Raw genomic sequence first — 24,882 nt, 5'->3', positions numbered from 1 at the left:
GCAAACCGGTCTTTGCAACACGAGGCTATTGAGGCAAGAAATAGGTGTACCTAACGTCCTTTTTGCGAGAAAATCGTAATACTACGGCGTGCCTTGGCAGTCGTTACATACAAGATGGCCTGCGGAGCTTCGGCTCCGGGCCTGCAGCCAACGTACAGCTGCTCCGGATACCTTTGCAGCAGCCTGCCGTCCGATAACCCGGGCACGCGGGCCGGCTGCACGCTTTCACCTCTGCTTTTTTCACCCAACCAACCTACATGGCCTCCGGACTTTTTGCCTTACTAGATGATATTTCGGCTTTAGTGAAAGTCAGTGCCGCCAGCCTGGACGATGTGCCGGCGCAGGTGGCCAAAACCACCGGCAAGGTATCGGGCATCGTGATTGACGATACGGCCGTGACGCCCAAATACGTGGTGGGCCTCGACCCCAGCCGGGAGCTGTCCATCATCTTCCAGATTGCCAAGAAGTCCCTGTTCAATAAGCTGCTGATTCTGACGCCGGCGGCGCTGGTACTGGGCTACTTCGCGCCCTGGGCCATCACGCCCATCCTGATGCTGGGCGGGGCCTACCTGTGCTACGAGGGCTACGAGAAGGTCCACTCCATGTTCAGCAAGCACCCCGAGGCCCACGCGGAAACCGAGCAGCTGGAAACCATTACGCCGGAGGAACTGGAAAAGCAGCGCGTGGCCGGCGCCGTCCGCACCGACATCATTCTGTCGGCCGAAATCATGGCCATTGCCTACAGCCAGGTAACCGACCAGCCCATCGTGAACCAGATTGTGGTGATGCTGGCCGTGGCCGTGTTCATCACGGTGGCCGTGTACGGCTTCGTGGGGCTGATTGTGAAGGCCGACGACATCGGCCTGCACCTGGCCGAGGGCGACAACAGCGCGGCCACCAAGAGCTTCGGCCGCGGCCTCGTGAAGTTCATGCCGAAGTTTCTCAGCATCCTGAGCTACGTGGGCACCGCCGCCATGCTGTGGGTGGGCTTTGAAATCATTGCCCACGGCATCCCGTTCACCGCCCACTTGCTGCACGAGCTGGAAGTGGCGCTGGCCTCCATGCCCGCCGTGGCGTGGCTGGCTAAAGTAGTGGCCTGCGGCCTGGGCGGTCTGGTAGTTGGCTTTATAGTTGATCAGGTAGTACGGCTGGTGAAAAAGCTAATGCCGGCCAAGAAGGAGGTGGCGGCACACTAGATTTAGAGTTAGAAGCTAGTTCCCCTCCTTGGAAAGGAGGGGCTAGGGGTGGTTGATACCTTCAGAACGAATTCTAGAGCTAGTTCTAAAAACTGTTCTAACGCAAGGTCAACCACCCCTAACCCCTCCTTTCCAAGGAGGGGAACTAGTTTTTTAGCTTTAACCCTTGTTTTCTGCAACTTAGGTTAACCAGACCACTTTGCTGAGCTTGCCGAAGTACGACAGTCCGGTGTTTTGCAGCTCCGTTTCCCCCTTGTCATTTCCATGCACATTTTCGTCATCAACTCCGGCAGCAGCTCGCTGAAGTACCAACTGTTTCGCTGGCCGCAGGAGCAGCCGCTGGCCCGGGGGCTGGTGGAGCGCATCGGGCTGCCCGACGGCCAGCTCACGCACACCACCCTACGGCCCGATGGCCAGGAGCACACCGAGCGTCGCACCCTGCCCATCCCCGACCATCGCACCGGCCTGGAACAGGCCATGCGCCTGCTCACCGCCCCCGAAACCGGCGTGCTGCAAAACCCAGAGGATGTGCAGCTGGTAGGGCACCGGGCCGTGCACGGCGGTGAGGAGTTCCGGGAGCCGACGCTGGTAACGCCGGAGGTGAAGGCCCGCATCCGGGAGCTGTTTCCGCTGGCCCCGCTGCACAACCCGGCCAACCTGCTGGGCATGGAGGTGGCCGAGCAGCTGTTTCCGCAGGCCCGGCAGGTGGCGGTGTTCGACACGGCTTTCCATAGCACGCTGCCGCCCCACGCCTACCGCTTCGCGCTGCCCGAGGAGTTGTACACCCGGCACGGGCTGCGCGCCTATGGCTTCCACGGCACCAGCCACCAGTTTGTGAGCCAGGAAACCCTGCGCTACCTGGGCCAGCCCGACGCCCGCGTTATTACGGTGCACCTGGGCAACGGCTGCAGCATGACCGCCACCGTGGCCGGTCGCGCCGTGGATACCAGCATGGGTTTCGGCCCCATGAACGGGCTGGTGATGGGCACCCGCGCCGGCGACACCGACCAGGCCGTCATCTTCCACCTGGTAGAGCAGCTGGGCTACTCGCTCGATGACGTGAAGAACCTGCTCAACAAGGAAAGCGGTATGCTCGGCCTCACCGGCCACAGCGACATGCGCGACATCACGCGCCAACTCACCGAAGGCGACCCGCGCGCCCGCCTCGCCTACGACCTCTACGCCCACCGCATCAAGAAGTACCTCGGCAGCTTCCTGGCCGTCCTCAACGGCGCCGATGCCGTGGTGTTCACGGGCGGCGTGGGCGAAAACGACGCGCTGGTGCGCCAGCTGGTGTGCGCCAACCTAGACTTCCTGGGCATCCGGCTCGATGAAACCGAAAATGCCCGCCGCGCCCCCGGCATCCGCGACTTATCGGCGGCCGGCAGCCGGGTGCGGGTGCTGGTAGTGCCCACCAACGAGGAGCTGGAAATTGCGCGGCTGTGTGCGGGAATGGAGGTTGATCAGTAGCCAGCCGGAAAACACTGAGGGCCGATGGCACCGCCGCCGTATTCCAGCACTAATTCATCGGACTGAATGATGTGGGTGCAACCGCGGGCGTATTGTTCCCGAAGGCTGTCTGAAATTGGCCTGCTGAAAATATTGAATGAGTACATGCCCATCCCGCTTCTCTTGAAGCCTAAAACGGCCGGCTCACCGTTCTGAATAGAAATACAATCGGCGGCCTCCAGCTTTTCCTGAAGCTGTTGCATTGCGGCTTCACTCCACCCTAAACTGGTGACTAAACTGTCAAGTTGATGTTTGGACGAACTGGCCCACGCCAAACTGTACGTAGGATGTTGCGCAGGCCCTTCACGCACCACTATCCGGTCAATATCACCATCTTCAAACTCAACTTCCACCTGCTTGCCAGCTGGTACTATTGATTCATAACAACTGATGGCCGTTTGAATTGCGGAGTAGTGTTCGGTATAGCTATTCACTATTTCTTTTCGGGTATAGTCTTTATCAAATACCCCAAAGGCATGTGCAATGAATCCCACATACCCGAGAAACGCGGCCATCAGCACAACAATAACAGTACTGATACCAATGATAATCTTTAACGCTAGGCTCACTACAAATCGATTTTATCTGTATCTGAATCGAAAGCTCGAATTCAAACCTACTTTTTCTCCAGCTCCCCCGCAACCTGCTACCTTCGCTACCCGGCGTGCGGCGCAACTATGGGCGCCGGTTTGGGGTTTTTAGGTTCACACTGATTTCTGTCGGCTTTTGCTGTTATCTGCTTCTCCCTGGTTTATTGCGCTGTGCCTGCTGGTGGGGCTGGGCTACGCGGCCCTGCTGTACTCAGCCAGAGCTCCGTGGAGCCGCAGCGTGAACTACGCGCTGGCGGCCGTGCGCTTCGCGGTGGTGAGCTTCCTGTGCTTTCTGCTGTTGTCGCCGTTTCTGAAATCCACCACCACTACCCGGCAGGAGCCCACGCTGGTACTGGCGCTGGATAACTCCCAATCGGTGGGGCTGTTTACGCCCCCGGTGGTGCTAAGCCAGGCCACGCAGGGCCTGCAGCAGCTGGCTACCGAGCTGCGCGGCCAGGGCTTTCAGGTAGAAACCCGCACGCTGACTACTTCAACTTCCAGGCCTGATTCGGTACGGTTTCAGGCCGCCGCTACCGATGTGGATGGACTGCTCGCGGGCATTGGCAGCGAGTTTGAAGGCCGCAATCTGGCGGGTGTGGTGCTGCTGTCGGATGGGCTGGTGAACCAGGGCCGGGCGCCGCAGTACGCCGAATACCCGTTTCCGGTGTATGCCGTGGGCGTGGGCGACACCATTCCGAAGAAGGATCTGAGTCTGCCGGCCCTGACTTACAACCGCGTAGCCTTCAGTGGCAACCAGTTTCCCATTGAAGCCGAAATCGGCTATGACGCGTACGCCGGCAGCACGGCCACCGTGCAGGTGCGCGAAAACGGCCGGGTGCTGCAAACCCGGCAGGTGCGCCTGCCCGCCGGGCAGCGCCGCGTAAAAACCACCTTCCTACTCACGGCCCCGGCTCCCGGCAAGCGGCGCTACGAGGTGGTGGTGGCCTCACTACCCGGGGAGTTCACCCGCCTCAACAACCAGAAATTTGCGTACCTGGAAGTGGTAAAAGGCAAGCTGCGGGTGCTGCTGGCCGGCGCGGCTCCCCACCCCGATTTGAAGGCATTGCGGGCCGCTATTCTGCAAAACGACAACTTCGACCTGACCACTTATCTGCCCGGCATCAGTCCGCTTCAACGCCAGGACTTTGACGTGGCCATTCTGCACCAGCTGCCAGCGCAAAGTGGCGTGGGTGCGGAAGTACTGGCCCAGGTGAAAGCCCGCCGGGTGCCCGCCCTGTACGTGCTGGGCTCCCAGACCAACTTCGGGGCCTACAACGCCCTGGGCACCGGCCTTACCGTAACGCCCCGTGGCAGCCAGACCGACGAAGTAACGCCCGTACCCAACCCTAGCTTCACGCGGTTTTCCTTTGAGGAAGATGCGTTGCGCCGATTTCTGGCGTACCCGCCCGCGGCGGTTCCGTTCGGGGATGTGCGCGTGGGCGGAGGTACGGAGGTGGCGCTGTGGCAGCAGGTGGGCCGCCTGAAAACCCAGAAGCCGCTGCTGGTGTTTGGCGGCTCGCCGGCCCAGCGCCAGGCCACGCTGCTCACGGAGGGCAGTTGGCAGTGGCGCCTGCAGGAAGCCGTGGAGCACGACGACCGGCCCGAAGCCTACGACCGGCTGGTGCTGCGCACTCTGCAGCTGCTCACCCAGAATGCCAACAAGAAGCGCCTCGATGTGTACCCCACTCAGGACGCTTTTGATATCCAGGATGATGTAACCTTCGGGGCGGAAACCTACAACGCCATCTTCGAGCGAATCTATAATCAGTCCATCACCCTTACCCTCACCGACGAGCGGCAGAAAGTCCGCACGTTCACCTTCGCCAATACCGAAGACGGGGCCCCGCTGCACCTGGGTCCGTTACCGGCCGGGCTGTACCGCTACACTGCCCGCGCCACGCTCGGCGGCCAGCCCCAGCAGGATCGGGGTGAGGTACTGGTGCAAGCCCAGCAGCTGGAAGCCACGCAATCCAAAGCCGACCATAACCTGCTGGCGCAGGTGGCCCGGCGCAGCGGGCAGCGGCTATATTTCCCGCAGCAGCTACAGCAGCTGACTCAGGATATCCGCAAAGCCAACTACAAGCCCGTGCTGTACGAGCAGGAAGATCTGCAGGATCTGATTAACCTGAAATGGCTGTTTTTCCTGCTGCTGGGCCTGCTGACGGTGGAGTGGGCTACGCGCAAGTACTCCGGCGGCGTGTAAGGTAAGCGGCCGGGTTAATTCTTCCTCTTTTCTTGATATGAAACGCGTTATCGTCTTTCTGCTGCCGGTTACGGCTCTGCTGGCCAGCTGCGCCAAAAGCACTGAAGATCAGGCCAAGCTGGCCGTACAGGATTTTGTGCGCACCCGCGCTTCTGACCCCGGCAACTACTTTCCTGAGAAGTTTCGGTTCCGGCCCTACACCAAGCGGGATTCGCTGCTGTATCTGGCCGATATGGCCCGCATCAACAACCTGCCGGCCCCGCCCGCCCCTACGCCCAAAGATTCCGTGCGCATCGGTACGCTGGTGTACCATAGCTACCGGGACCAGATGCGCAACGGCGTGATGGTGCAGGACAGTGGGGAGTTTGTGGCCCGCCCCAATGGCACCGTGCGCAGCTTGGTGGCCGAAAGCCTCCGGCGCAAGCGGTTGGCCGGGAAGTAGCCGTACCTTTGCCGCCTACATTTGATGGTGAGCCGGAAGGCCCACGCCCCGCATGCGCTACATTCTGCTCAACAAGCCCTACGAAGTCCTGACCCAGTTTACCGACGAAAACGGCCGGCAAACGATCAAGGATTTCGTATCCGTTCCCAACATCTACCCCGTCGGCCGTCTCGACTACGACTCCGAGGGCCTGGTGCTGCTCACCGATGACAAGCAGCTCCAGCACCGCCTCTCCGAGCCTCGCTTTAAGGTACCCAAAACCTATTGGGTGCAGGTGGAAGGCGTGCCCACCGAGGAGGCTCTTGAGAACCTGCGGCGCGGCGTAGACCTGAAAACCGGCTTCACCACCCCCGCGGAGGCTGAGCTGCTGCCCGAAACTCCTCAGCTCTGGGAGCGAAGCAAGCCGGTGCGGTTCCGGGCCAATATCCCGACCAGTTGGGTCCAGATTCGGATTTCCCAGGGCATGAACCGGCAGGTACGCAAGATGACGGCCGCCGTGGGCTTTCCTACCCTACGCCTGGTGCGCGTGCAGCTGGCCGACCTCAAAGTGGCCGACCTCCAGCCCGGCCAGTGGCGCGAGCTGACGGAGAAGGAAGTGCAGTCCCTCACTGACGACATGGCCGCTCAGACGGCCGCCGCTGGCACCTTCCGCACGCCCGGCAAAGGCTCCGAATATTGGCCCGGCGGCATCCGGCCGGCCAGCACCAAGCCGGCTCCCACGGGCGGCTTCAACCGCAGTGGCAACACCGCCAAACCCGCCGCTGAAGGCGGCAAACGCGCCGCCGGCAGCCGGGGTGCTGGCCGCTCGGCGGGCGCGGGCTCTTTCTCGCCCAAGTCGGCTGGGGGCAAAAGCGGTGGCCGCCCCGCGGCAGCGGGTGGCGCGGGCCGCAAGCCTGGGAGCAAGCCCACGGGGCGGGGTCCGGCCGCGCCGGGTGGCAGTCCCGGCCGCAAGCCCGGCCCCTCGGGGGGCAAACGCCGCGGCTAATGCGTAGCCAATCACTCTTCCGCTACGGCCGCCGCACCCTCGTGCTGGCGGCCGTGGTGTTTGCGGGCCTGAACCTGGTAGCCGCCTTCCACGCCTGGCGCTTCACACACTTCACCACCGCAGCCAGCCCGCACACCAACAACCCCGAGCAGCTGACGCCGCTGCAGAAGCTGGGGGTGCTGCTCACCGGCATCAAAAACCCCAAGCCCGTTAACGCACAACGGCCCGACTTCCCCTATACCACGTTGCACCTGCGCAGCCCCAACGGCCGCCTGGAATGCTGGTACGGCCCGGTAGCCCGCCCGCGCGGCACGGTGGCCCTGTTTCACGGCTACACCAGCTCCAAAGGCAAGCTCCTGACGGAAGCCTCTCATTTCCGCCGCCTCGGCTACAGCGTGCTGCTCACGGACTTTGCGGGCAACGGCGGCTCCGAAGGCAACGTGTGCACCGTGGGCCACCACGAGGCCGCCGATGTGGCCACGGTAGTGCGCTGGCTGCAGCGCCGGGGCGGGCCGGTGCTGGTGTACGCCAACTCCATGGGCGCAGTAGCCACGCTGCGGGCCGAGGCCGAACTGGGCGTGCAACCCACCGCCAACGTGCTGGAGTGCCCCTACGGCTCCATGCTCGAAACCGCCCAAAGCCGCTTCCGCTCCATGCGTGTCCCGTCCTTCCCGATGGCCAACCTGCTGGTGTTCTGGGGCGGGGTGGAAAACAACTTCTGGGCCTTTGATTTGGATACGACGCGCTACGCCACCCGCGTTACCACGCCTACCCTCCTGCTCTGGGGCACCGCCGACCCACGCGTAACCCGCCCGGAAACCGACGCCATTTTTGCGGCATTGGCCGGCCCCAAGCAGCGGCAGGATTTTGCCGGCTCCGGCCACGAGCCGTACTGGTGGAAGCATAAGGTGCTTTGGAAACGTAGAGTAGCCCGCTGGTGTAGCCGCCACGCACTGGTTCGTTGAGCGCGCCGGCGGCCGTCACCACTGGGTACCCGAGCCAGTTGCGGCGCTGGGCAAGGAACGGGAGAAAACGCTGCCCGGCAAGGCGCGGCAGTTTAAGAAAGTGCCGGCAGTGAAATAACTTGTCATCCGCCTCACAAAAAAAGCTCTACCGACGTCGACAGGGCTTTTTTATGCTATTATACGAGCCGCAGAAACCGACCTGAGCTACCCTGCCAACACAACCTCGGCGGAGGCAGCGGGCTTGTGTTTCCGGCGTGGAATAATCAGGTTGCGTTTGGCTTTTTGCTGCAGCAGCGCGGCGGCCAGTAGCAGCAGTAACACGGCCTGGAAGCTGGCCTCCGGCCCAAACGCGCCCCCGGTTAGCAGCGGATGCCCCATGAGGTTCGTGGTGAGCAGGCTGCTGGTTTTTTCATTGCCGGAAGTCACGGCCCCAAAAATGCCCGACTGCACAAAATTCCAGGCGAAGTGAATGGCAATGGGGAACCATAGGCTGCGGGTAGCCACGTAGGCTAAGCCGAACACCGCCCCGGCCACCACCACACACAGTCCTGATAACAGCGTACTGCCCGGATTGGCCAAGTGCAGCAGTCCGAAAACGAGTGCTGAAATGGCCAGGGCCCAGTAGCTGCCCAGCTTTTCTTCCGCAATTCTGAACAGGATACCGCGCAGCAGCACTTCCTCAAAAATAGCCACCGAGAAAGCCACCGATAGGGGAATCAGTACGCTGGTCGCCGGCTTTACGGCTACCACCTGCACCTTGCCAAATAACGCAACGACCAGGATAGTCAGACCTTGCAGAACCGCGCCCAGTGCCAGTCCGGGGCCAATAGTCCTGCCCCAGCGGCTCAGCGACAGTTCCGTAACGGCCCGGCGCTCGATGCGCCCGTAGAAGCTGCGGTAAGTCCAGACTACGGCCGCGGAAGAAATCAGCCCTTTGATGAGGTTGCGGGAGTTTCTGTCGACAGGAAATACATCGAAGAGGACGGCGGTGAGCTGTTGGGCCAGGATAAATACCACGAAGCAAACCAGTATACCACCGAATATTCTGGCTATCGACGTGCTCAATACCCTCTGTTTAAAAGATGCAGCGCTCATGGGAGTACGGGTTAGGGGTTGTTGTGACAAATGTGCCCCTTACCGACGGCCAGAAATAGAATGAAATTAGCATCTCCTTTATTTTTTCACCGCGCCCGTTTCCTGGTGTTTGGCCGCCGCGCCCGGTTTATCCTGCGCTATCATAAATGCCACGCCGGTGAAGCACCACCTTCGTTGCATGGCTCCCAGGCGCTTTAACCACGTAGCCGGGAAGCTCATCGGCTCATCGGCCGGGATGACCCGAGTCGGCTGTTCGCCAGCCGAACTCACGTTACAACTTCCTGAAATCCTTGGGCAGGAAACGGGTTTGCGCTTTGAACGTCCGGATAAAATGGCTCTGGTCGGCGAAACCGCACTCCAGGGCCACTTCCGTCAGGGAATAAGCCGGCCGGGCCAGCAGCCCCAGCGAGCGGCTAATCTTTAAGCGCCGCATATACTCGCCGTAGGTGCAGCCAAAGTATCGGGGGAAATGCTTCGAAATGGAAACTGGACTGATACCAAGTGTTGCTGACAGCTGCGCCAAGCTAGGGTTTTCATTCCAACAATCATTCAGCAACTCAAACAACACACTCACCCATTGCGGGTTGTGCACAAACCGTTGCGCATAATTCGCATCCGCAGCGTAGTCGGCAAGCAGCATCTTGATGGAATCATCCGAAAATGCATCCTTCACCAACGACTCTTTGTACATCCGCAGAACCAGAAGCTGTGTCTTAACCAAATTAGCAGCCCCCTGCTGAAGCTGCTCCTCGGTAATGCCGTGGGTTTTCAGAAAGCATTCATCAAATTCCACGTTGATATTTTTCGACGGGAACAGGGTATCCTGATTTAGATGCAGTTCGTCGCTGTGATAGAACAGCACGGAGCCCGGGTGCACGGCGTGGGTTTCGTGCCGCCTTTTTTCGAGGGTTCCGCCCTTCAGAAACAGCGTGATGTGCGCATTCTGGTGCGAGTGCCAGTTCTCCGAAACCTTCTGCTTGTACTCCGCCTCAATCACCGAAACGCCCTGCCCGCTACTAAACTTGTGTTCGGTAGTGCCCAGATAGGTTTCCTTACTCAGATGATTCATTTAGTGGTGCGCAGAGCGAGAGTGGCAACGCGGAGTAAGGTATAAAAAGATGGGCAAGGCGCGGCAGTATAAATTGGAGCCGATCAAGCAGGCAATGAAGCAGTTTAGAAGTTAGCAGACCGCCATGCTTCGGAACCGGCTTGCTGGGTCACATGCAGTGCATGACGTTCCTGAGATTTTTAGACTTGTTAAATAGCTCCATTATAATGCAACAACACCGTAAGGGAACGTCACGAGTAGTACCCTCTGCCCGCCTGTCAGGAAATCTCAACGGTAAGTTTTCCGTAGAAGTCAGTCCGTCCGGAAAGAACGGTCCAGCTTCGCTTAAAATGACAATCTGTCACGAACAAAGGGCGTTTTTCGGGCTGGTACGCGTCTTGTAACTACCCCGGCGTGAGTGCTTCGGCACTCTTTTTATCTGACACCTCAACACCCTAACGATACTCCTGAACATGGGAAAAATAATTGGTATTGACCTCGGCACCACCAACTCCTGCGTGGCCGTAATGGAAGGCAACGAGCCGGTGGTGATTCCGAACAGCGAAGGCCGCCGCACGACTCCGTCGATTGTCGCGTTCCTCGACAACGGTAAAGGTGAGCGTAAGGTAGGTGACCCGGCCAAGCGTCAGGCCATTACCAACCCGCATAACACCATCCAGTCCATCAAGCGTTTTATGGGCCGCAACTTCTCGGAGGTTTCCGAAGAAGCCAAGCACGTGGCCTACGCCCTGGGCAGCGGCTCCAACAACACGGTTGGCGTGAAAATCGGCGACCGGCAGTACACGCCCCAGGAAATTTCGGCCATGGTTCTGCAGAAAATGAAGCAGACCGCCGAAGACTACCTCGGCCAGCCCGTAACCGAAGCCGTTATTACGGTTCCCGCTTACTTCAACGATGCCCAGCGCCAAGCAACCAAAGAAGCTGGTGCCATTGCCGGCCTCGATGTGAAGCGCATCATCAACGAGCCCACGGCCGCCGCCCTGGCCTACGGCCTCGATAAAGACCACTCGAACCACAAAGTAGCCGTGTATGACCTCGGCGGTGGTACGTTCGACATTTCGATTCTGGAGCTGGACAACGGCGTATTCGAGGTACTGAGCACCAACGGTGACACCCACCTCGGCGGCGACGACTTCGACCAGGTTATCATCAACTTCCTGGCCGACACGTTTGCCTCGGAAAACGAAGGCCTCGACCTGCGCAAGGACGCTATGGCCCTGCAGCGCCTGAAAGAAGCCGCTGAGAAAGCCAAAGTAGAGCTGTCCTCGTCGACGGAAACCGAAATCAACCTGCCCTACATCACCGCTACGGCTTCGGGCCCCAAGCACTTGGTGGTGAAGCTGAGCCGCGCCAAGTTCGAACAGTTGGCCGATTCGCTGATCCGTCGCTCGATGGAGCCGGTGAAAAAAGCGTTGCAGGACGCTGGCCTGAGCACTTCGGACATCAACGACGTGATTCTGGTAGGTGGCTCGACCCGTATTCCGCGCATTCAGGAAGAGGTAGAGAAGTTCTTCGGCAAGAAGCCTTCGAAAGGTGTAAACCCCGACGAAGTAGTAGCCGTGGGTGCTGCCATCCAGGGCGGCGTACTGACCGGTGAGGTGAAAGACGTGCTGCTGCTCGACGTAACCCCGCTGAGCCTCGGCATCGAGACGATGGGCGGCGTGATGACCAAGCTCATCGAAGCCAACACCACCATCCCGACCAAGAAATCGGAAACCTTCTCGACGGCCTCGGACAACCAGCCTTCCGTGGAAATCCACGTGTTGCAGGGTGAGCGTCCGATGGCTTCGCAGAACCGCACCATTGGTAAGTTCCACCTCGACTCGATTCCGCCCGCACCCCGCGGCGTACCGCAGATTGAAGTAACCTTTGACATTGATGCCAATGGCATCCTGCACGTAACGGCCAAGGACAAAGGCACCGGCAAAGAGCAGAAAATCCGCATCGAGGCCTCCTCGGGCCTGTCGGATGCCGACATTGAGCGCATGCGCCAGGAAGCTGCAGCCAATGCCGATGCGGACAAAGCCGAGCGGGAGAAAATTGAGAAGGTAAACCAGGCTGACTCGATGATCTTCCAGACCGAGAAGCAACTGCAGGAGTACGGCGACAAGCTGAGCGGCGGCAACAAAACGGCCGTGGAAACGGCGCTGGCCGACCTCAAGAAAGCCCACGAGAGCAAAGACCTAGGTGCTATTGATACGGCAATGGCCGCCATCAATGCCGCCTGGCAGGCTGCCTCACAGGAAATGTACGCTCAGAGCGGCCCCGAGGGTCAGCCCGGCGCGGAAGGTGGCAACCCCTTCGGCGGTGCCGGCCAGCCTAGTGGCAACGGCCAGCAAGGCGCCGGCCACGACAACGTGACCGACGTGGACTACGAAGAAGTAGGCAAATAAACCCCATACTGTGTTGATTCTGCGGATAACGCAGACGCAGTACAGAGGTAAAAAGGCCCGCAGCAAGTTGCTGCGGGCCTTTTTGCGGTATATGAGGGTGCAATTATTTCTGACTCCGGAAGTCAGTCCAACTGCAGCAACCACGCCCGGGCCAGGGCCTCATCCTCAAACAGCCGATACACCAACCCCAACTCGCGTGTTTCATTCATGATCAGGGTCATGGATAAACGGGCGAATACATCATGCGAGAGGAGCACGGCCACATGATACAGCGGGGCACCCTCAGGCCGGACATCGAGCCAGTTTTCGGCTATCCAGGCCCGCTCATGCTCCGTGAAGGCCATCATGTCGCGCTGATCGTTGAGAATTTTGTACCAATGGCGGGAAGCGAGTAACTGGCGGGTGTGGGTAAGAAACGCCTGCAATTCTTCGAAATTCCGCTTGCCTGGTTTGTATTGAACCACCGCGCAATTAGTTGGGTCTCCTATCTCCAGCAAGCGGCCTACTGGATTTTCGAAGTATAGGCGTGTACGTTGCAAGGAAAACGCCATAGAAAAGCAAAAAATTATGGAGCAGCTTGGGAAACTGTTTGGAGCAGAAAGGGCACGTAATTACTAAGAACTCTTCAAATCTGACAGCTGAACAATGTTTTATCTAATTTCCACTCCCCGATGTAAGGCAGCTTGCAGCCTGTTGGTAGCTAGGATGGCTCCGGGAACAGTAACACGTAACGCATGGGGCATTTTCTGATTATCGGGGCCGGAATAGGTGGGCTGACTGCTGCCTATGCGTTGTTGCGGCTAGGGTATACCGTGCGGGTGTACGAAGCTGCTCCGGAGCTGCGCGAAATCGGGGCAGGCGTGGTGCTGGGGGCTAACGCCATGCGTGCCCTGGACACGCTGGGCTTGCACGAGGCCGTGCACGCGCGCGGTTTTGTGGTGGACAGCATTGGCCTGCTGGATGCGCACGGCCGCCCGCTGAACGTGGTGGATACCCGTCCTTTCACCCGGCGGCTGGGATTCGATAACCTGGCTATTCACCGGGCAGAGCTGCAGCAGGCACTACTGGCAGCTCTGCCGCCCGATACCGTGCAGTTGGGCAAGCGGCTGGCCAGTTTCGAGCAGACGGCCGAGCAGGTTACCATCCGGTTTGATGATGGCACTGCCGCGACGGGCGACGCCCTTGTAGCGGCTGATGGTATCCGCTCCCGGGTGCGGCTGCAGCTACTGCCCAACACCCAGCCCCGCTACGCCGGCTACACCTGCTGGCGGGGCATCATGGATGCTACTGGCCTTCCGCTGGTACCGGGCCGCACCACCGAAACCTGGGGTCGTCACGGCCGCTTCGGGGTAGTACCGCTGGCGAACGGGCGCGCTTACTGGTTTGCCTGCATCAATAGCAGCACACCGCGTAACCCGGAGTTTCAGCGGTATACGCTAGCCGACCTGCAGCGACACTTTGGTCATTTCCACGCGCCCGTTCCGCAGGTGCTGGCCCATACCCCACCCGGGCAGCTGCTGTGGGGTGATATTCTGGATTTACGCCCGTTGCCCCGCTTTCATTTTGGGCGGGTATTACTGCTGGGCGACGCGGCCCACGCCACTACGCCCAACATGGGCCAGGGCGCAGGTATGGCCGTGGAGGATGCCGCCATACTTGCCCGCTGCCTGCAGGAGTTTCCGCACGACTGGCCCGCGGCCTTTGCCCGGTTCACCAAGCAACGCCGCCCCCGCACTACGCGCATCGTGGAACAGTCGTGGCAGCTGGGCAAGGTGGCCCAGCTGACGAATGCGCCGCTGGTAAGTCTGCGCGACTGGGTGATGCGCCACCTACCCCGGCGGATCAACGAGCAACAGATGGCATTTCTCTACGAAGGTGAATAACGAAACCGCCCCCGGCTACAGCCGGGGGCGGTTTCGTTTCTAGAACACGCGGCGTATTACCTTAGGTAGTCAGCTCTTTTTTCTCACCGGAACTGGCCGCTTCTTCGGCTTCTTCCTCATCCTCTTCCTCGAAGCCCTCCTGTATCTTTTCGTTGGCTTCTTCATGGTCGCCGGCGTCGGCTTCCTCGCAGTTTTCCTCTTGCTCCTCTTTATCGTGGGGCTCGTAGCTGAGCTTGATGTAGATGGGAAAGTGGTCGGAGCCGACATAGGGAAGGCGCTCCATGTCATCCACCTTAAAGTGCGCCGACACGAATACGTGGTCGAGGGGCCAGCGCAGCAAAGAGTAGTCAGCGTGAAAGGTGGGAAGCAGGCCCCGGCCCACGCGCGGATCCATGAGGCCGCTGATGCGCCGGAACAATTCAGAAGTGTGCGACCAGGCCACGTCGTTCATATCGCCGAACACGATGGTAGGCTCGTCTTTTTTGTCAATCTGCTTGCCCACCAGCAGCAGTTCGGCGTCGCGCTTGGTGCTGGTTTTAGATTCGGCCGGTGCTGGCGGCTTGGGGTGCAGACCGTACACCTGCACCCAGGTGCGGCCGTCGGCCAGTTGTACGCGGGTGTGCAGGCTGGGCACGTCATCATCGAGCAGGTACTTTACCTCGCAGCTTTCCAGCTTCAGGCGCGAGAAAAAGAGCAAGCCGTAGGTATTGTCGAGGGGCTCGTGGCAGGTGTGGGGGTGGGTTTCTTCCAGCGGCTTCAGCTGCCCGTACCACCAGTCGTCGGTTTCCACTGCCATAATGATGTCGGCATCGGCCTGCTGCAACACTTTCAGGGCCTTGGCTCCCTGCTTGTTGAATTGCAGAACATTCATCATTACCAAGCTCAGGTGGCGTTTGCCGTCCTTCAGGGTACTGTCGCCTACCTGCTTACTCACCAGCGGCGTGTAAGGCATGATTCGGAAGGCCTGGTACACTACGGTGGCCCCCAACAGCACCAGCAGGCCCGGGCCGTAATAGCCTGGCAAATCGGCCCAGCCCAGGGCCAGCCCGGCCAGGATAACGGCCAGCGTTACGCCCACAATCTGGAGGCGGGGAAAGTCGAACACCCGAATCCACCACGCGGTTTGGCGCAGCAGAGGCAGCAGCGTGGCCACCAGCGAAGCCAGCGCCAGCAAACAGGTGAGGCCGTGCGCCACGGTAAGCCACCACGGAAGAGTAGTAAAGTCGGGCAAGAGAAAGTAAAAAAGAAAGGTGGGGAGAGGAGTACGAACAGGTTGGGAGGCGTTGCTTCTACGCACACCCTCTGGCAGAGTTCAGGCATTAAACATAGCATTTTCTCTGTTTGCGGCTACTTAAAGGCTCGTACCTTTACCCGCGCCCTACTGCCCTGCCGATGGAAATTCTGCTCGCCACTTTCACCACGCTATTCTCCGTAGTCAATCCCTTCGGGGCCATGCCCGTGTTCCTGACGCTCACGGAGGAGGACACCCCCGCCGAGCGGGCCAACATCGGCCTGAAGGCCTGCCTGTATATGGTAGGCGTGCTCACGGTTTCGTTTTTCGCGGGGCAGTACGTGCTTAATTTCTTCGGTATCAACATTCACCACCTGCGCATTGCGGGCGGTATCCTGCTCATGCGCTCGGCCTTCGATTTGCTGACGCCAGGCGGCAACCGGGCCAAGGTATCGGAAGCTACCCTGGAGGAAAGTATGCACAAGGATGATATCAGCTTCACGCCCCTGGCCATGCCGATGCTCTCGGGCCCCGGCTCTATGGCCGTGTGCATTGGCCTGTTCACCAAGAAGCTAAGTGTGCCGGATATGGGCCTGATTGTGCTGGGCTTCTGCCTGGTGGCGCTGGCGGCCTACATCATTCTGATGTCGTCGTTGCGGCTCACGCGGTTTCTGGGGCGGCCCGGCATGGCGGCGCTGGCCCGCATCATGGGTTTTCTGACGCTGGCTATTGGGGTGAATTTCCTGGCTACGGCCATTGTGGCGCTGTTTCCGGGGCTGAGCCGGTAGCAGTGCATGTGGATTCTTATCGTTATTATTCCTGTACTGCTCATTTTGGCGTTCCTCGCCATTTACTGGGCGGTATATAGATGGCTCCGACGGCGCAGCGGCAATTGGGCAGGTATTCTTTTCCTAACCGGGGTGAGTCTACCGGTCTTCTACAGTCTCTACATAGCACTTTATCCCCTTGACGAGTTTTATAGGGAAAAGTACGAGCAGATAACCTTACATCCCTTTCCACCTTTCGGCCGCATCATTGAGAAAGATGCTTCCTACCCAAGTCTTCCTCAAGGCCACTACCAGGCTTGTGCGCTTATTGAAGTGGCTCCGCAGGAATACCGACAGTTGCAACAGTATCTGGCGCACGACTCCCGGTTTTTGCCCCATTCCTGTGTTTTAGACACTAATTCTGAGTACTATCGAAGCCATTCGTTTGAAAAGGTAGCTGGTGCCATTCCATGCTCCCGGTACGCCTATGGTTATGCCCAAAAGGACAGCTTTCATCTACTCTATATCGGTTTGCTGGATGATGGCAAGTCACTTGTTATGTACAGATTCAGCATTTGAACCGCTGAGCGGCTGACAACATACCCGGCAGGCGTTACCTTTGCGCTTCCTATGCTGAAGAACGACCTTATCCTCCGGGCCGCCCGTGGCGAAGAAACGGAACGCACCCCCGTGTGGCTCATGCGCCAGGCTGGCCGCATTCTGCCCGAATACCGCGCTCTGCGCGCCCGCCTCAGTGGCTTCAAAGAGCTGGTAGAAACCCCCGACCTCGCCGCCGAAGTAACCATCCAGCCCATCGACGCGCTGGACGTGGACGCGGCCATCATCTTCTCCGATATTCTGGTGGTACCCGAAGCCATGGGCCTCACCTACGAGATGGTGGAAGCCCGTGGCCCGCTGTTCCCGGAAACCATCAGAACGGCCCACGACGTGGAGCGCATGCGCATCGCCGATCCTGAGGAACACCTGGGCTACGTGCTGGAAGCCATCCGGGTAACCAAGCGCGCCCTCAACGGCCGCGTACCGCTCATCGGCTTCGCTGGCGCCCCCTGGACGATTCTGGCCTACATGGTGGAAGGCCACGGCTCCAAAACCTTTAGCAAGGCCCGCCGCATGCTCTACGCCGAGCCCGAGCTGGCTCACGCTTTGCTGCGTAAAATCACGGCTACTACTATTGCCTACCTTAAAGCGCAGGTAGCAGCCGGAGCCAATATCATTCAGGTGTTTGATTCCTGGGCCGGCATCCTGCCGCCCGCCCACTACCAGGAGTTTAGCACCCGCTACATTGCCGAAATCTGCGCAGCCATGCCGGCTGATGTGCCGGTGACGGTATTTGCCAAAGGTGCCTTCTGGGCCGTGGAGGATTTCGCCCAGCTGCCCTGCCGCACCATCGGCCTCGACTGGAACCAGGACCCGCGCGCCGTGCGCCCTCTCGTGGGCGACAAAACCCTGCAAGGCAACCTCGACCCCTGCGCCCTCTACGGCACGCCCGAGCAGGTGCGCGCCGCCACCATCGCCATGCTCGACCGGTTCGGCCCGCACCGCCACATTGCCAACCTCGGCCACGGCGTGTACCCCGACACCAACCCCGACAACGTGAAGGTATTCATCAATACGGTGAAGGAATACAGCGCGACGCTGCGCTAATGGCCACATGTCATTGCGAGGAGAAACGACAAAGCAATTCGCCCTGAACAGGACGGATTGCTTTGTCGTTTCTCCTCGCAATGATAAGCTATAAGGCCAGCCCTACCCGTTCAGCCTCCTTCAGCAGCAGGGTTTTCTCGATGGGCACTACGCCTACCTGCTCACACACCAAGCCACCACCGAGGTTGGCCAGGGCGGCCGTGGCCGGGGTTGATAAGCCCAGTGCCACGCATAGGGCAGCAATGCTGATTACCGTGTCGCCGGCCCCTGATACGTCGGAAATGGTGCGCAGGTGGGCAGGAATGTAGGTCCGCTGAAGCCGGCCGTTTTCCACGAATACGCCCCGCTCCGAGAGGGTCACCAAGACTGATTCGGGCTGCAGAACTTCGCGCAGGCGGGTTACGGCTGCTTCAAATTGTGGGCGGGCCGCGTCCGTTTCGTCAAACTCCAGCTTCAGGCCTTCGCGCAGTTCCTTGAGGTTGGGCTTGAACAGGGTGCAGCCCCGGTAGGCCAGGAAGTTCTTTTTCTTGGGGTCCACTACCGTGGGTACCCCCTGCGCCCGGGCCAGTTGAATAAAGTGCTGAATGCTGCTTTCCTGCAGCACACCCTTGTCGTAATCCTCGAAAATCACCACGTCGGCGCGGCCGAGCAGTTCCTCAAAGCGGGCGGTGAGCTGGGCGTTTTCCTCGGCATTGAGGTTGGTTTCCACTTCCGAGTCGATGCGCAGTAGCTGCTGACCGTGGGCCAGAATGCGCTGCTTCACGGTAGTGGGCCGGTGGGCCGAGCGCACCATACCATCGGCCGACAAGCCGGTGGTGTGCAGCAGTTCCAGCAGTTGGTCGCCACCCTGGTCCTCCCCTATCACGGCGCACAGCAGCGGGGTGGCGCCCAGGGCCTGCACGTTCAGGGCTACGTTGGCGGCCCCACCCAGGCGGTTTTCGGTGCGACTCACGTTCACCACCGGCACCGGGGCCTCGGGCGAGAGTCGGGCTGCCTTGCCCCATACATAGGCATCCATCATCACGTCGCCCACAATGAGCACGCTGAGGCGGTTGAAGGCGGCAAATAACTCGGGCAGCGAAGCGGGAACGGCAGCGGGCATTACGGCGTGTTCAAGGTAAGAGGCCGCAAAGGTAACCCACCGGAAGAAATAAGGCTCGTCTGGCGGAGCATGCTAGAAAACCGTCATTCTGAGCGGAGCCGAGGAATCTCGCGTGCTGACGTTGGATTATTATTACAACATCAGCACGCGAGATTCCTCGGCTCCGCTCGGAATGACGTTCTTTCAGGAAGCCTACTGCAGCTTAGCCAGGCTGGTTTTGATGCGCAGAAAGGCTTCCCGCAGCTTCTCATCGGCGGCGGCGGTACTGAAGCGCATGCAGTTGGGTGCGCCGAACGCGCCGCCGTCCACGGCCGCCACGTGGGCATCGTTGAGCATGAACAGGGCCAGGTCGGCGGCGCTGCTGATGGTTTCACCGGTGGGCGTGGTTTTGCCGAAGTAGCCGCTCACGTCGGGGAAGATGTAGAAGGCTCCGCTGGGCGTGGGCGTACGGAAACCGGGAATATCCTTCACCAGCTCCAGCACCATATCCCGGCGGCGGCGGTAGGCTTCCACCATTTCATCGGCCGAGGAGCGCCCGCCCTGCAACGCGGCCAGGGCGGCCCGTTGTGTAATGGAGCAGGTGGCCGAAGTAATCTGGCTCTGGAGCTTTTCGCAGGCGGCGGCAATTTCCTTGCGGGCGGCCAAGTAGCCGATGCGCCAGCCCGTCATGGCGTAGCCTTTGGAGAAACCGTTAACAGTAATTACCCGGTCCTTTACGGCGTCGAACTGGGCCAGACTGGCGTGCTCCCCGGTGAAGTTGATGTATTCGTAAATCTCATCGGCCAGCACGTACACCTGGGGGTGGCGGGCCACTACCTCGGCAAACGCCGCCAGCTCTTCCCGGCTGAAGACTGAGCCGGTGGGGTTGCAGGGCGAAGAGTACATGATGAGCTTGGTGCGGGGCGTAATGGCCGCTTCCAGCTCCTCGGCGGTTACTTTGAAGTCGTTTTCCAGGCTGCCCATCAGTTGCACCGTGGTGCCCTCGGCCAGCTTCACCATCTCCTCGTAGCTCACCCAGTACGGGGCCAGCACCAGCACTTCGTCGCCGGGGTTGATGAGGGCCAGCACGGCATTGGCCAGGGCCTGCTTGGCCCCTGTGCTCACCACAATGTTTTCGGGCTTGTAGCTGAGCTGGTTGTCGCGCTGCAGCTTGTCGCAGATGGCCTGGCGCAGCTCGGGGTAGCCGGGTACGGGCGTGTAGAAGGTGTAGCCTTCATCCAAGGCCTTTTTGGCGGCATCCTTGATATACTGCGGAGTCTGAAAATCCGGCTCCCCGAAACTCAGGCTAATCACATCCACGCCCTCGGCCGCCAATGCCCGGGCCTTCTTGGCCATAGCAATGGTCTGCGACTCCTGCATGGCATTGATGCGGTCAGAAAGAACGAGGGGCGCGAGGGTGGTAGCGTCAGCCGACATGTACGTGGGGGGATAAAGAGAGAAATGGGTGGAACGCAAAGGTACGGGTAAGGTACGGAGGTTTTGGTAGGGTAAGAGGGTTTGGGGGTGTGAGGGTATGAGTTGGGATGGCACTGTCCTCCTGAGCTTGCAAAGGAGCTTATCACGTCAGAACGACACTTCGTAACAACGACTCCTTCTGCGTAATGCGGTTCCTCGCAAGCTCAGGAAGACCATACAATTCCTACCCTCCACCCCCCAAACCCTCCTACCCTATCCTTCCTCCCGGCCCAGTTTGCGGAAGCACTGCCACAGCACGCGTACATCGGTGGAAGGCTCGTAATCCTTCGCATACAGCAACTCCAGGCGGCGGCAGGTGGCCTCCGTGAGCGGCTCCACGGCCTGCACCGCATCGGCGGGGGAAAGCACGGCCCGGGCCTGGCGGCGGGGGCTGGAAGCGTAACGCAGGCCTACCCAGGTGCTGCGGCCCGCCAGCACGCGCAGGCAGTTGCGCAGAAAACCCGCCTTGTGCTCCTGCCGCCACACCAGCATCGGGGCCAAGCCCAGCAGCCCCACTCCCAACAGCAAGTCCAGCAGCCGTTTGTTACGTACCTGCTGGGGCCGGTACAAGTTCAGGGTGATATCGAGGGCGTAGTAGTCGCCGGGCGAATCCTTGCCGGAGCTACCGATGATGTACTCACTATCCTGGGGCAGGATTTTATAGGCTACCGGTGGGTGCTGGGGCAAGCCCACCATCAGCCCAATAATCTGGCTGGCAGGCAGGTCACGGCCGCAGAAAACCAGCTCATTCAGCCCGTAAATGCGGATAATATCTTCCAACTGCCGCACTTCGCCCAGCAGGTCATCGGCCGCGCCTTGGGTTGGGCGCGGTGCCGCCGGGGGCTCTACGTAGCCAATTACCCGGGCCGGCACGGCGGCCTGCTCCAGCAGCTGGCGCACGCGCTGGCTTTCCTGCCAGGAGCCCACAATACCCACGTTTTTCTGCTGCTGACTAGCCAGACTGAAGGTGCGGTAGCGCAAAAAGTTACCGGCCACCCGGCGTAGTACCAGAGCCGCCGTGGCCCATACGCCCCCTAGCACAATCAGGGCCTTGGAGAAGCGCCAGGCATCCAGGAAGTTGCTGAAGGCCGAAATCAGAACCGTGCCGAAAAATACGCCCCGCACAATGCGGCTGGCCCGGGTGGGCGTATCGTAGGCCCCGCTGAAGAAGGCCGCCAGCAGCCACACAACTATGTACATGGGCACGGCCACCAACATAAACTGCGGCGGGTAAGCCGTGGGCACGTACTTGTGGTTGTCTTCCCAGTATTCTTTCAAAAAATACATGCCCACGTATAGCAGGGCAGCGTCCAGCAGGATGGGCGCGGCCTGCGCAACCAGCCGCTGGGCCACGGCCGCGCCAGCCCGCAGCCAGATGGCCAGATTGATCAGGAAGCTGAACGTACCCGCCCGCCCCGGCGCGAAGTGCTTGCGGGCGAAAATCACCATAGCCCGGTAGAACACGAACACGTAGTTCACGCTGGTACGCTTGGTGCTCTCGCCCTTGTAATGGATGATGCGGGTGTCGGCGAAATAGTAGTTCTTCCAGCCGCCCAGCGTGAGGCGGTACGACAGGTCAATATCCTCGCCGTACATGAAGTAGTCCTCATCCAGCAGGCCCACGGCATCCAGGGCCGTTTTGCGCATGAGCATAAAGGCCCCGCTCAGTACCTGAATTTCGTGGGTCTGCTCGGGGCTGAGGTAGCCCAGGTGGTAGCGCCCGAACCGCCTTGACTTCGGAAACAGCCGCGCCAGCCCAAAAATCTTGTAGAATGCTACCCAGGGCGTGGGCAGCCCCCGCTTGCTCTCGGGCAGAAACCGGCCCTGCCCGTCCAGCATCTTCACGCCCAGGCCACCGGCCGCAGGGTGCGCATCCATGAACTCACAGCACCGCCGGAAGGTGTCCTCCTCCACCACCGTATCGGGGTTGAGCAGCAGTTGGTACTGGCCGGTAGCCCGCCGCAGGGCCTGGTTGTTGGCTTTGCTGAACCCGGGGTTGTCGTGATTTTCAAGAAGAATGACTTCCGGGAAGCGGGCCTTCACCATGGCCACTGACCCGTCCACGGAGTTGTTGTCCACCACAAACACCTCCACCGGCTGGCCCAGCTTTTCCACCGCCCGCCGCACCGACAGCAGCGCCTGCTCCAGGAAGTAGCAGACGTTGTAGTTGACGATGACGACGGAAAGCTTAACGGATGCGGGCGGCACGGAACAGAATCAGAAAGGCTCCGAAAGGTAGTTGAAAAGCGAGAAGCTGGCAGCAGTAAGCAGCAAGCTACCGGGGGCTATTGCGTACAGCAGCCAAAAAAAAAGCTGCAAGCCCGGAAAGGCTTGCAGCTTTTTTTTTGGCTGCCGGCGGCTACCATACTACCGGGCCTGCCGCTGCCGTTCCACAATGGAGCGGCCCAAGGTAATTTCGTCGGCGTATTCCAGCTCCCCGCCCATGGGAATGCCGCGGGCAATGGTGCTCACGTTGATTTCGGGCAGGTCGCGGAGCTTGCGCGAGAGGTAAAAGGCCGTGGTGTCGCCCTCCATGGTGGGGCTGATGGCCAGAATCACCTCCTTGATTTCCGAGCCTTCCTTCGTCACCCGCTCTACCAGCGAGTCAATGGTCAGATCAGAAGGGCCAATACCTTCAATGGGCGAAATCACGCCGCCCAGTACATGGTACATGCCTTGGTACTGGGCCGTGTTTTCAATGGCAATTACGTCGCGGATGTCCGATACCACGCACACGGTGCTTTGGTCGCGCAGGTGGTTGGCGCAGATAGCACACTCCGGCGTATCGGAGATATTGTGACAAGTGTCGCAGTAGCGAATTTCGAAGCGCATCTTAGCCAGGGCCTCCGCCAGCGACGCTGTGCTGTCGGCCTCCGCCTTTAATAGGTGCAGAGCCAGGCGCAGGGCAGTTTTCTTGCCCACGCCCGGCAGCTTCGACAATTCACCAACGGCATTTTCAATCAGTTTGGAGGGAAATTCCATTCAGGTCGGGAAGTGGGTAAAAGAACTATCATCCGGGGCTTGCCCGGTATATCAGAGAGCCTGGTTACTAACACCAGATGGGCTCCGATAGGTCCTTGGCAAACGCCGGATGACAGATTTTTTTGGAGGGCGCCGGTTATACTACGTCGGCCGAGATGCCCCGGTCGTGAATAGCGGTGCACATGCTGGCTAACTCCTCATACACGCCGTGTTTCACGGTGCACTGACCTTTGTAGTGAATCAGCAGGGTACACTGCTCGGCCTGCTCGGGCTGGTGGCCGCACACGTCCATCAGGGTTTTAATAACGTGGTCAAACGTGTTGATATCATCGTTATACACCACCAGGTCACGCACATCAGTGGTTTCTTCCAGGAGCAGTACGTCCTCGTCGTACTCGATTTGCGGGTTACTGTTCATAAGGCAAAATTACGCAAAAACCGCTAAACAGGCGCAGGAAACGCCCGACTTCGGATTGATATAACTGCTTGATTGTTTGATTGGTTGCGAGAACTGAAACCTACCCGGTGGTTTTCCAGGCCATGAAGTCGCCAGCCGGCCCGGCGAGTGCACCCATTCTTGCGCCGCCGCGTTTGTAGCGTACTTTTAGCCTGCATCTGTTTTCTGCTCCGCCCCATGCCCGTTCCGTCCGCCGAGTTTAAGCGCGCCCTCAAACGCCTCACCGATAAAGAAAAGGAGGCCTTGCTGCTGCGCGCGGCCCGCCGCGACGCGGAGTTGTACGATACGCTGTGCTTTGAGCTGCTGCCCGACGTGACGACGGAAACTGTTTTCGAGCAGGCCTCTGACCAGATTCATGAGCTGTTTGCCGTGGGGGCTACCGGCCGTCTGCTCAACCGCAGCCTCACCAAGGCTTTGGGCAAGGCCACTAAGGAGGTAGCCCGGGCCCGCCGCATCACCAAGGATAAGCGCCTGGAGGTAGATCTGAACCTATACACGCTGCGCCACATTTTCGAGAACTACACCGGGCAGTTTGAAAGCGTGTATGCAGGGTTTTACACCGGCACAGCCCGCTTGGCCACCCGCACGGCCCAGCTCATTCTCAGCAACCTGCACGAGGATCTGTGGCTGGAGTACAAAGCGGAGCTGGATGATTTCCTGCAACAGCTACACGCTCGCAGCAAAAGCCGCAGCCTCAAATTTGAACTACCCCGGGAATTAGTCCTGCCCGGCTAGCGGCCCGCCAAACGTACAGTATGCCAAAAGGTTTTACTGTTTTTAATAATTTTTACAAGATAATTCATCAATTATTCACCTTTATTTCGCAATACCACTGCTTCCTATTTAGTTTTATTCAGAATATCAGATTGGTATTCTGGCAAGTATTCCCTTCA

At 59.7% G+C, this 24,882-nt stretch carries 22 protein-coding genes; 12 read left to right on the top strand and 10 right to left on the bottom strand.

From position 1 onward, the window contains the following. Positions 1-257 precede the first annotated feature (257 nt). Complete coding sequence (locus tag ACN19L_RS17910) at positions 258-1,196, top strand: DUF808 domain-containing protein (RefSeq protein ID WP_426490830.1); 939 nt, start codon at positions 258-260, stop codon at positions 1,194-1,196. Between the two features lie 264 nt (positions 1,197-1,460). Then, positions 1,461-2,666, top strand: coding sequence for an acetate/propionate family kinase (locus tag ACN19L_RS17905; RefSeq protein ID WP_426490829.1), 1,206 nt, complete (start codon positions 1,461-1,463; stop codon positions 2,664-2,666). On the opposite strand, the gene ACN19L_RS17900 is transcribed toward ACN19L_RS17905, so the two are convergent. Then, positions 2,660-3,220 (bottom strand): hypothetical protein, encoded by a 561-nt coding sequence (locus ACN19L_RS17900; RefSeq protein ID WP_426490828.1) that lies wholly within the window; start codon positions 3,218-3,220, stop codon positions 2,660-2,662. The two genes, ACN19L_RS17905 and ACN19L_RS17900, sit on opposite strands and share 7 nt — an antisense overlap. Before the next feature lie 211 nt (positions 3,221-3,431). Between ACN19L_RS17900 and ACN19L_RS17895 the strand changes: the two genes are divergently transcribed. From ACN19L_RS17895 to ACN19L_RS17880, 4 genes are read left to right on the top strand one after another with little or no spacing between them, the layout of a single operon-like run. After that, positions 3,432-5,498 (top strand): VWA domain-containing protein, encoded by a 2,067-nt coding sequence (locus tag ACN19L_RS17895; protein ID WP_426490827.1) that lies wholly within the window; start codon positions 3,432-3,434, stop codon positions 5,496-5,498. A gap of 37 nt (positions 5,499-5,535) precedes the next feature. Further along, on the top strand, positions 5,536-5,940 hold the full coding sequence (locus ACN19L_RS17890; protein WP_426490826.1) for a hypothetical protein: 405 nt from the start codon (positions 5,536-5,538) through the stop codon (positions 5,938-5,940). A 52-nt stretch (positions 5,941-5,992) separates the two neighbouring features. Next, positions 5,993-6,925 (top strand): pseudouridine synthase, encoded by a 933-nt coding sequence (locus ACN19L_RS17885; RefSeq protein ID WP_426490825.1) that lies wholly within the window; start codon positions 5,993-5,995, stop codon positions 6,923-6,925. After that, positions 6,925-7,890: an alpha/beta hydrolase gene (locus tag ACN19L_RS17880; RefSeq protein ID WP_426490824.1), complete on the top strand. Its 966-nt coding sequence runs from the start codon at positions 6,925-6,927 to the stop codon at positions 7,888-7,890. Before ACN19L_RS17885 ends, ACN19L_RS17880 begins: the two co-directional genes overlap by 1 nt. Before the next feature lie 204 nt (positions 7,891-8,094). On the opposite strand, the gene ACN19L_RS17875 is transcribed toward ACN19L_RS17880, so the two are convergent. Further along, positions 8,095-8,907: a CPBP family intramembrane glutamic endopeptidase gene (locus ACN19L_RS17875; RefSeq protein WP_426490823.1), complete on the bottom strand. Its 813-nt coding sequence runs from the start codon at positions 8,905-8,907 to the stop codon at positions 8,095-8,097. A gap of 349 nt (positions 8,908-9,256) precedes the next feature. Then, on the bottom strand, positions 9,257-9,982 hold the full coding sequence (locus ACN19L_RS17870; RefSeq protein ID WP_426490822.1) for a helix-turn-helix transcriptional regulator: 726 nt from the start codon (positions 9,980-9,982) through the stop codon (positions 9,257-9,259). 524 nt (positions 9,983-10,506) lie between these two features. Between ACN19L_RS17870 and dnaK the strand changes: the two genes are divergently transcribed. After that, complete coding sequence (gene dnaK, locus ACN19L_RS17865) at positions 10,507-12,447, top strand: molecular chaperone DnaK (RefSeq protein WP_426490821.1); 1,941 nt, start codon at positions 10,507-10,509, stop codon at positions 12,445-12,447. A gap of 122 nt (positions 12,448-12,569) precedes the next feature. Here the strand turns inward: dnaK and ACN19L_RS17860 are convergent, their stop codons facing one another. Next, complete coding sequence (locus ACN19L_RS17860) at positions 12,570-12,998, bottom strand: hypothetical protein (protein WP_426490820.1); 429 nt, start codon at positions 12,996-12,998, stop codon at positions 12,570-12,572. 183 nt (positions 12,999-13,181) lie between these two features. On the opposite strand from ACN19L_RS17860, the gene ACN19L_RS17855 reads away from it, so the two are divergent. Continuing rightward, on the top strand, positions 13,182-14,330 hold the full coding sequence (locus ACN19L_RS17855; RefSeq protein ID WP_426490819.1) for an FAD-dependent monooxygenase: 1,149 nt from the start codon (positions 13,182-13,184) through the stop codon (positions 14,328-14,330). A 61-nt stretch (positions 14,331-14,391) separates the two neighbouring features. Here ACN19L_RS17855 and ACN19L_RS17850 read toward each other — a convergent pair whose 3' ends face one another. Beyond that, complete coding sequence (locus ACN19L_RS17850; RefSeq protein ID WP_426490818.1) at positions 14,392-15,561, bottom strand: endonuclease/exonuclease/phosphatase family protein; 1,170 nt, start codon at positions 15,559-15,561, stop codon at positions 14,392-14,394. A gap of 161 nt (positions 15,562-15,722) precedes the next feature. Here ACN19L_RS17850 and ACN19L_RS17845 point away from each other — a divergent pair, with 161 nt between their 5' ends. From ACN19L_RS17845 to hemE, 3 genes are read left to right on the top strand one after another with little or no spacing between them, the layout of a single operon-like run. After that, complete coding sequence (locus ACN19L_RS17845) at positions 15,723-16,349, top strand: MarC family protein (RefSeq protein WP_426490817.1); 627 nt, start codon at positions 15,723-15,725, stop codon at positions 16,347-16,349. A 6-nt stretch (positions 16,350-16,355) separates the two neighbouring features. Further along, positions 16,356-16,907 (top strand): hypothetical protein, encoded by a 552-nt coding sequence (locus ACN19L_RS17840; protein ID WP_426490816.1) that lies wholly within the window; start codon positions 16,356-16,358, stop codon positions 16,905-16,907. Between the two features lie 51 nt (positions 16,908-16,958). Further along, a complete protein-coding gene (gene hemE, locus ACN19L_RS17835) occupies positions 16,959-17,993 on the top strand; it encodes a uroporphyrinogen decarboxylase (RefSeq protein ID WP_426490815.1) in 1,035 nt (344 codons plus the stop codon). 88 nt (positions 17,994-18,081) lie between these two features. Here the strand turns inward: hemE and ACN19L_RS17830 are convergent, their stop codons facing one another. The 5 genes from ACN19L_RS17830 to ACN19L_RS17810 form a co-directional block, all read right to left on the bottom strand. Continuing rightward, positions 18,082-19,095: a bifunctional heptose 7-phosphate kinase/heptose 1-phosphate adenyltransferase gene (locus tag ACN19L_RS17830; protein ID WP_426490814.1), complete on the bottom strand. Its 1,014-nt coding sequence runs from the start codon at positions 19,093-19,095 to the stop codon at positions 18,082-18,084. Positions 19,096-19,287: 192 nt separating this feature from the next. Continuing rightward, on the bottom strand, positions 19,288-20,511 hold the full coding sequence (locus ACN19L_RS17825; RefSeq protein WP_426490813.1) for a pyridoxal phosphate-dependent aminotransferase: 1,224 nt from the start codon (positions 20,509-20,511) through the stop codon (positions 19,288-19,290). Between the two features lie 252 nt (positions 20,512-20,763). After that, complete coding sequence (locus ACN19L_RS17820) at positions 20,764-22,758, bottom strand: glycosyltransferase (RefSeq protein ID WP_426490812.1); 1,995 nt, start codon at positions 22,756-22,758, stop codon at positions 20,764-20,766. A gap of 159 nt (positions 22,759-22,917) precedes the next feature. Continuing rightward, on the bottom strand, positions 22,918-23,532 hold the full coding sequence (gene recR / locus ACN19L_RS17815; RefSeq protein ID WP_125422914.1) for a recombination mediator RecR: 615 nt from the start codon (positions 23,530-23,532) through the stop codon (positions 22,918-22,920). 136 nt (positions 23,533-23,668) lie between these two features. Then, positions 23,669-23,950, bottom strand: coding sequence for an ATP-dependent Clp protease adaptor ClpS (locus ACN19L_RS17810; RefSeq protein WP_125422917.1), 282 nt, complete (start codon positions 23,948-23,950; stop codon positions 23,669-23,671). A 216-nt stretch (positions 23,951-24,166) separates the two neighbouring features. Between ACN19L_RS17810 and ACN19L_RS17805 the strand changes: the two genes are divergently transcribed. Beyond that, a complete protein-coding gene (locus ACN19L_RS17805; RefSeq protein ID WP_426490811.1) occupies positions 24,167-24,724 on the top strand; it encodes a hypothetical protein in 558 nt (185 codons plus the stop codon). Positions 24,725-24,882: the final 158 nt, after the last annotated feature.

It is taken from the genome of Hymenobacter sp. 102 (assembly GCF_049949205.1).
Taxonomy (GTDB): domain Bacteria; phylum Bacteroidota; class Bacteroidia; order Cytophagales; family Hymenobacteraceae; genus Hymenobacter.
The sequence above is the reverse complement of the archived record's forward strand: the minus strand, read 5'-3'. Positions and strand labels throughout refer to the sequence as shown.

Excerpts from the sequence above, each read along its gene's own strand:
- ACN19L_RS17910 (WP_426490830.1), top strand. The coding sequence starts at position 258 with ATGGCCTCCGGACTTTTTGCCTTACTAGATGATATTTCGGCTTTAGTG.
- ACN19L_RS17905 (WP_426490829.1), top strand. The coding sequence starts at position 1,461 with ATGCACATTTTCGTCATCAACTCCGGCAGCAGCTCGCTGAAGTACCAA.
- ACN19L_RS17900 (WP_426490828.1), bottom strand. The coding sequence starts at position 3,220 with ATGGCCGCGTTTCTCGGGTATGTGGGATTCATTGCACATGCCTTTGGG.
- ACN19L_RS17890 (WP_426490826.1), top strand. The coding sequence starts at position 5,536 with ATGAAACGCGTTATCGTCTTTCTGCTGCCGGTTACGGCTCTGCTGGCC.
- ACN19L_RS17885 (WP_426490825.1), top strand. The coding sequence starts at position 5,993 with ATGCGCTACATTCTGCTCAACAAGCCCTACGAAGTCCTGACCCAGTTT.
- ACN19L_RS17880 (WP_426490824.1), top strand. The coding sequence starts at position 6,925 with ATGCGTAGCCAATCACTCTTCCGCTACGGCCGCCGCACCCTCGTGCTG.
- dnaK (WP_426490821.1), top strand. The coding sequence starts at position 10,507 with ATGGGAAAAATAATTGGTATTGACCTCGGCACCACCAACTCCTGCGTG.
- ACN19L_RS17860 (WP_426490820.1), bottom strand. The coding sequence starts at position 12,998 with ATGGCGTTTTCCTTGCAACGTACACGCCTATACTTCGAAAATCCAGTA.
- ACN19L_RS17855 (WP_426490819.1), top strand. The coding sequence starts at position 13,182 with ATGGGGCATTTTCTGATTATCGGGGCCGGAATAGGTGGGCTGACTGCT.
- ACN19L_RS17845 (WP_426490817.1), top strand. The coding sequence starts at position 15,723 with ATGGAAATTCTGCTCGCCACTTTCACCACGCTATTCTCCGTAGTCAAT.
- ACN19L_RS17840 (WP_426490816.1), top strand. The coding sequence starts at position 16,356 with ATGTGGATTCTTATCGTTATTATTCCTGTACTGCTCATTTTGGCGTTC.
- hemE (WP_426490815.1), top strand. The coding sequence starts at position 16,959 with ATGCTGAAGAACGACCTTATCCTCCGGGCCGCCCGTGGCGAAGAAACG.
- ACN19L_RS17830 (WP_426490814.1), bottom strand. The coding sequence starts at position 19,095 with ATGCCCGCTGCCGTTCCCGCTTCGCTGCCCGAGTTATTTGCCGCCTTC.
- ACN19L_RS17825 (WP_426490813.1), bottom strand. The coding sequence starts at position 20,511 with ATGTCGGCTGACGCTACCACCCTCGCGCCCCTCGTTCTTTCTGACCGC.
- recR (WP_125422914.1), bottom strand. The coding sequence starts at position 23,532 with ATGGAATTTCCCTCCAAACTGATTGAAAATGCCGTTGGTGAATTGTCG.
- ACN19L_RS17810 (WP_125422917.1), bottom strand. The coding sequence starts at position 23,950 with ATGAACAGTAACCCGCAAATCGAGTACGACGAGGACGTACTGCTCCTG.
- ACN19L_RS17805 (WP_426490811.1), top strand. The coding sequence starts at position 24,167 with ATGCCCGTTCCGTCCGCCGAGTTTAAGCGCGCCCTCAAACGCCTCACC.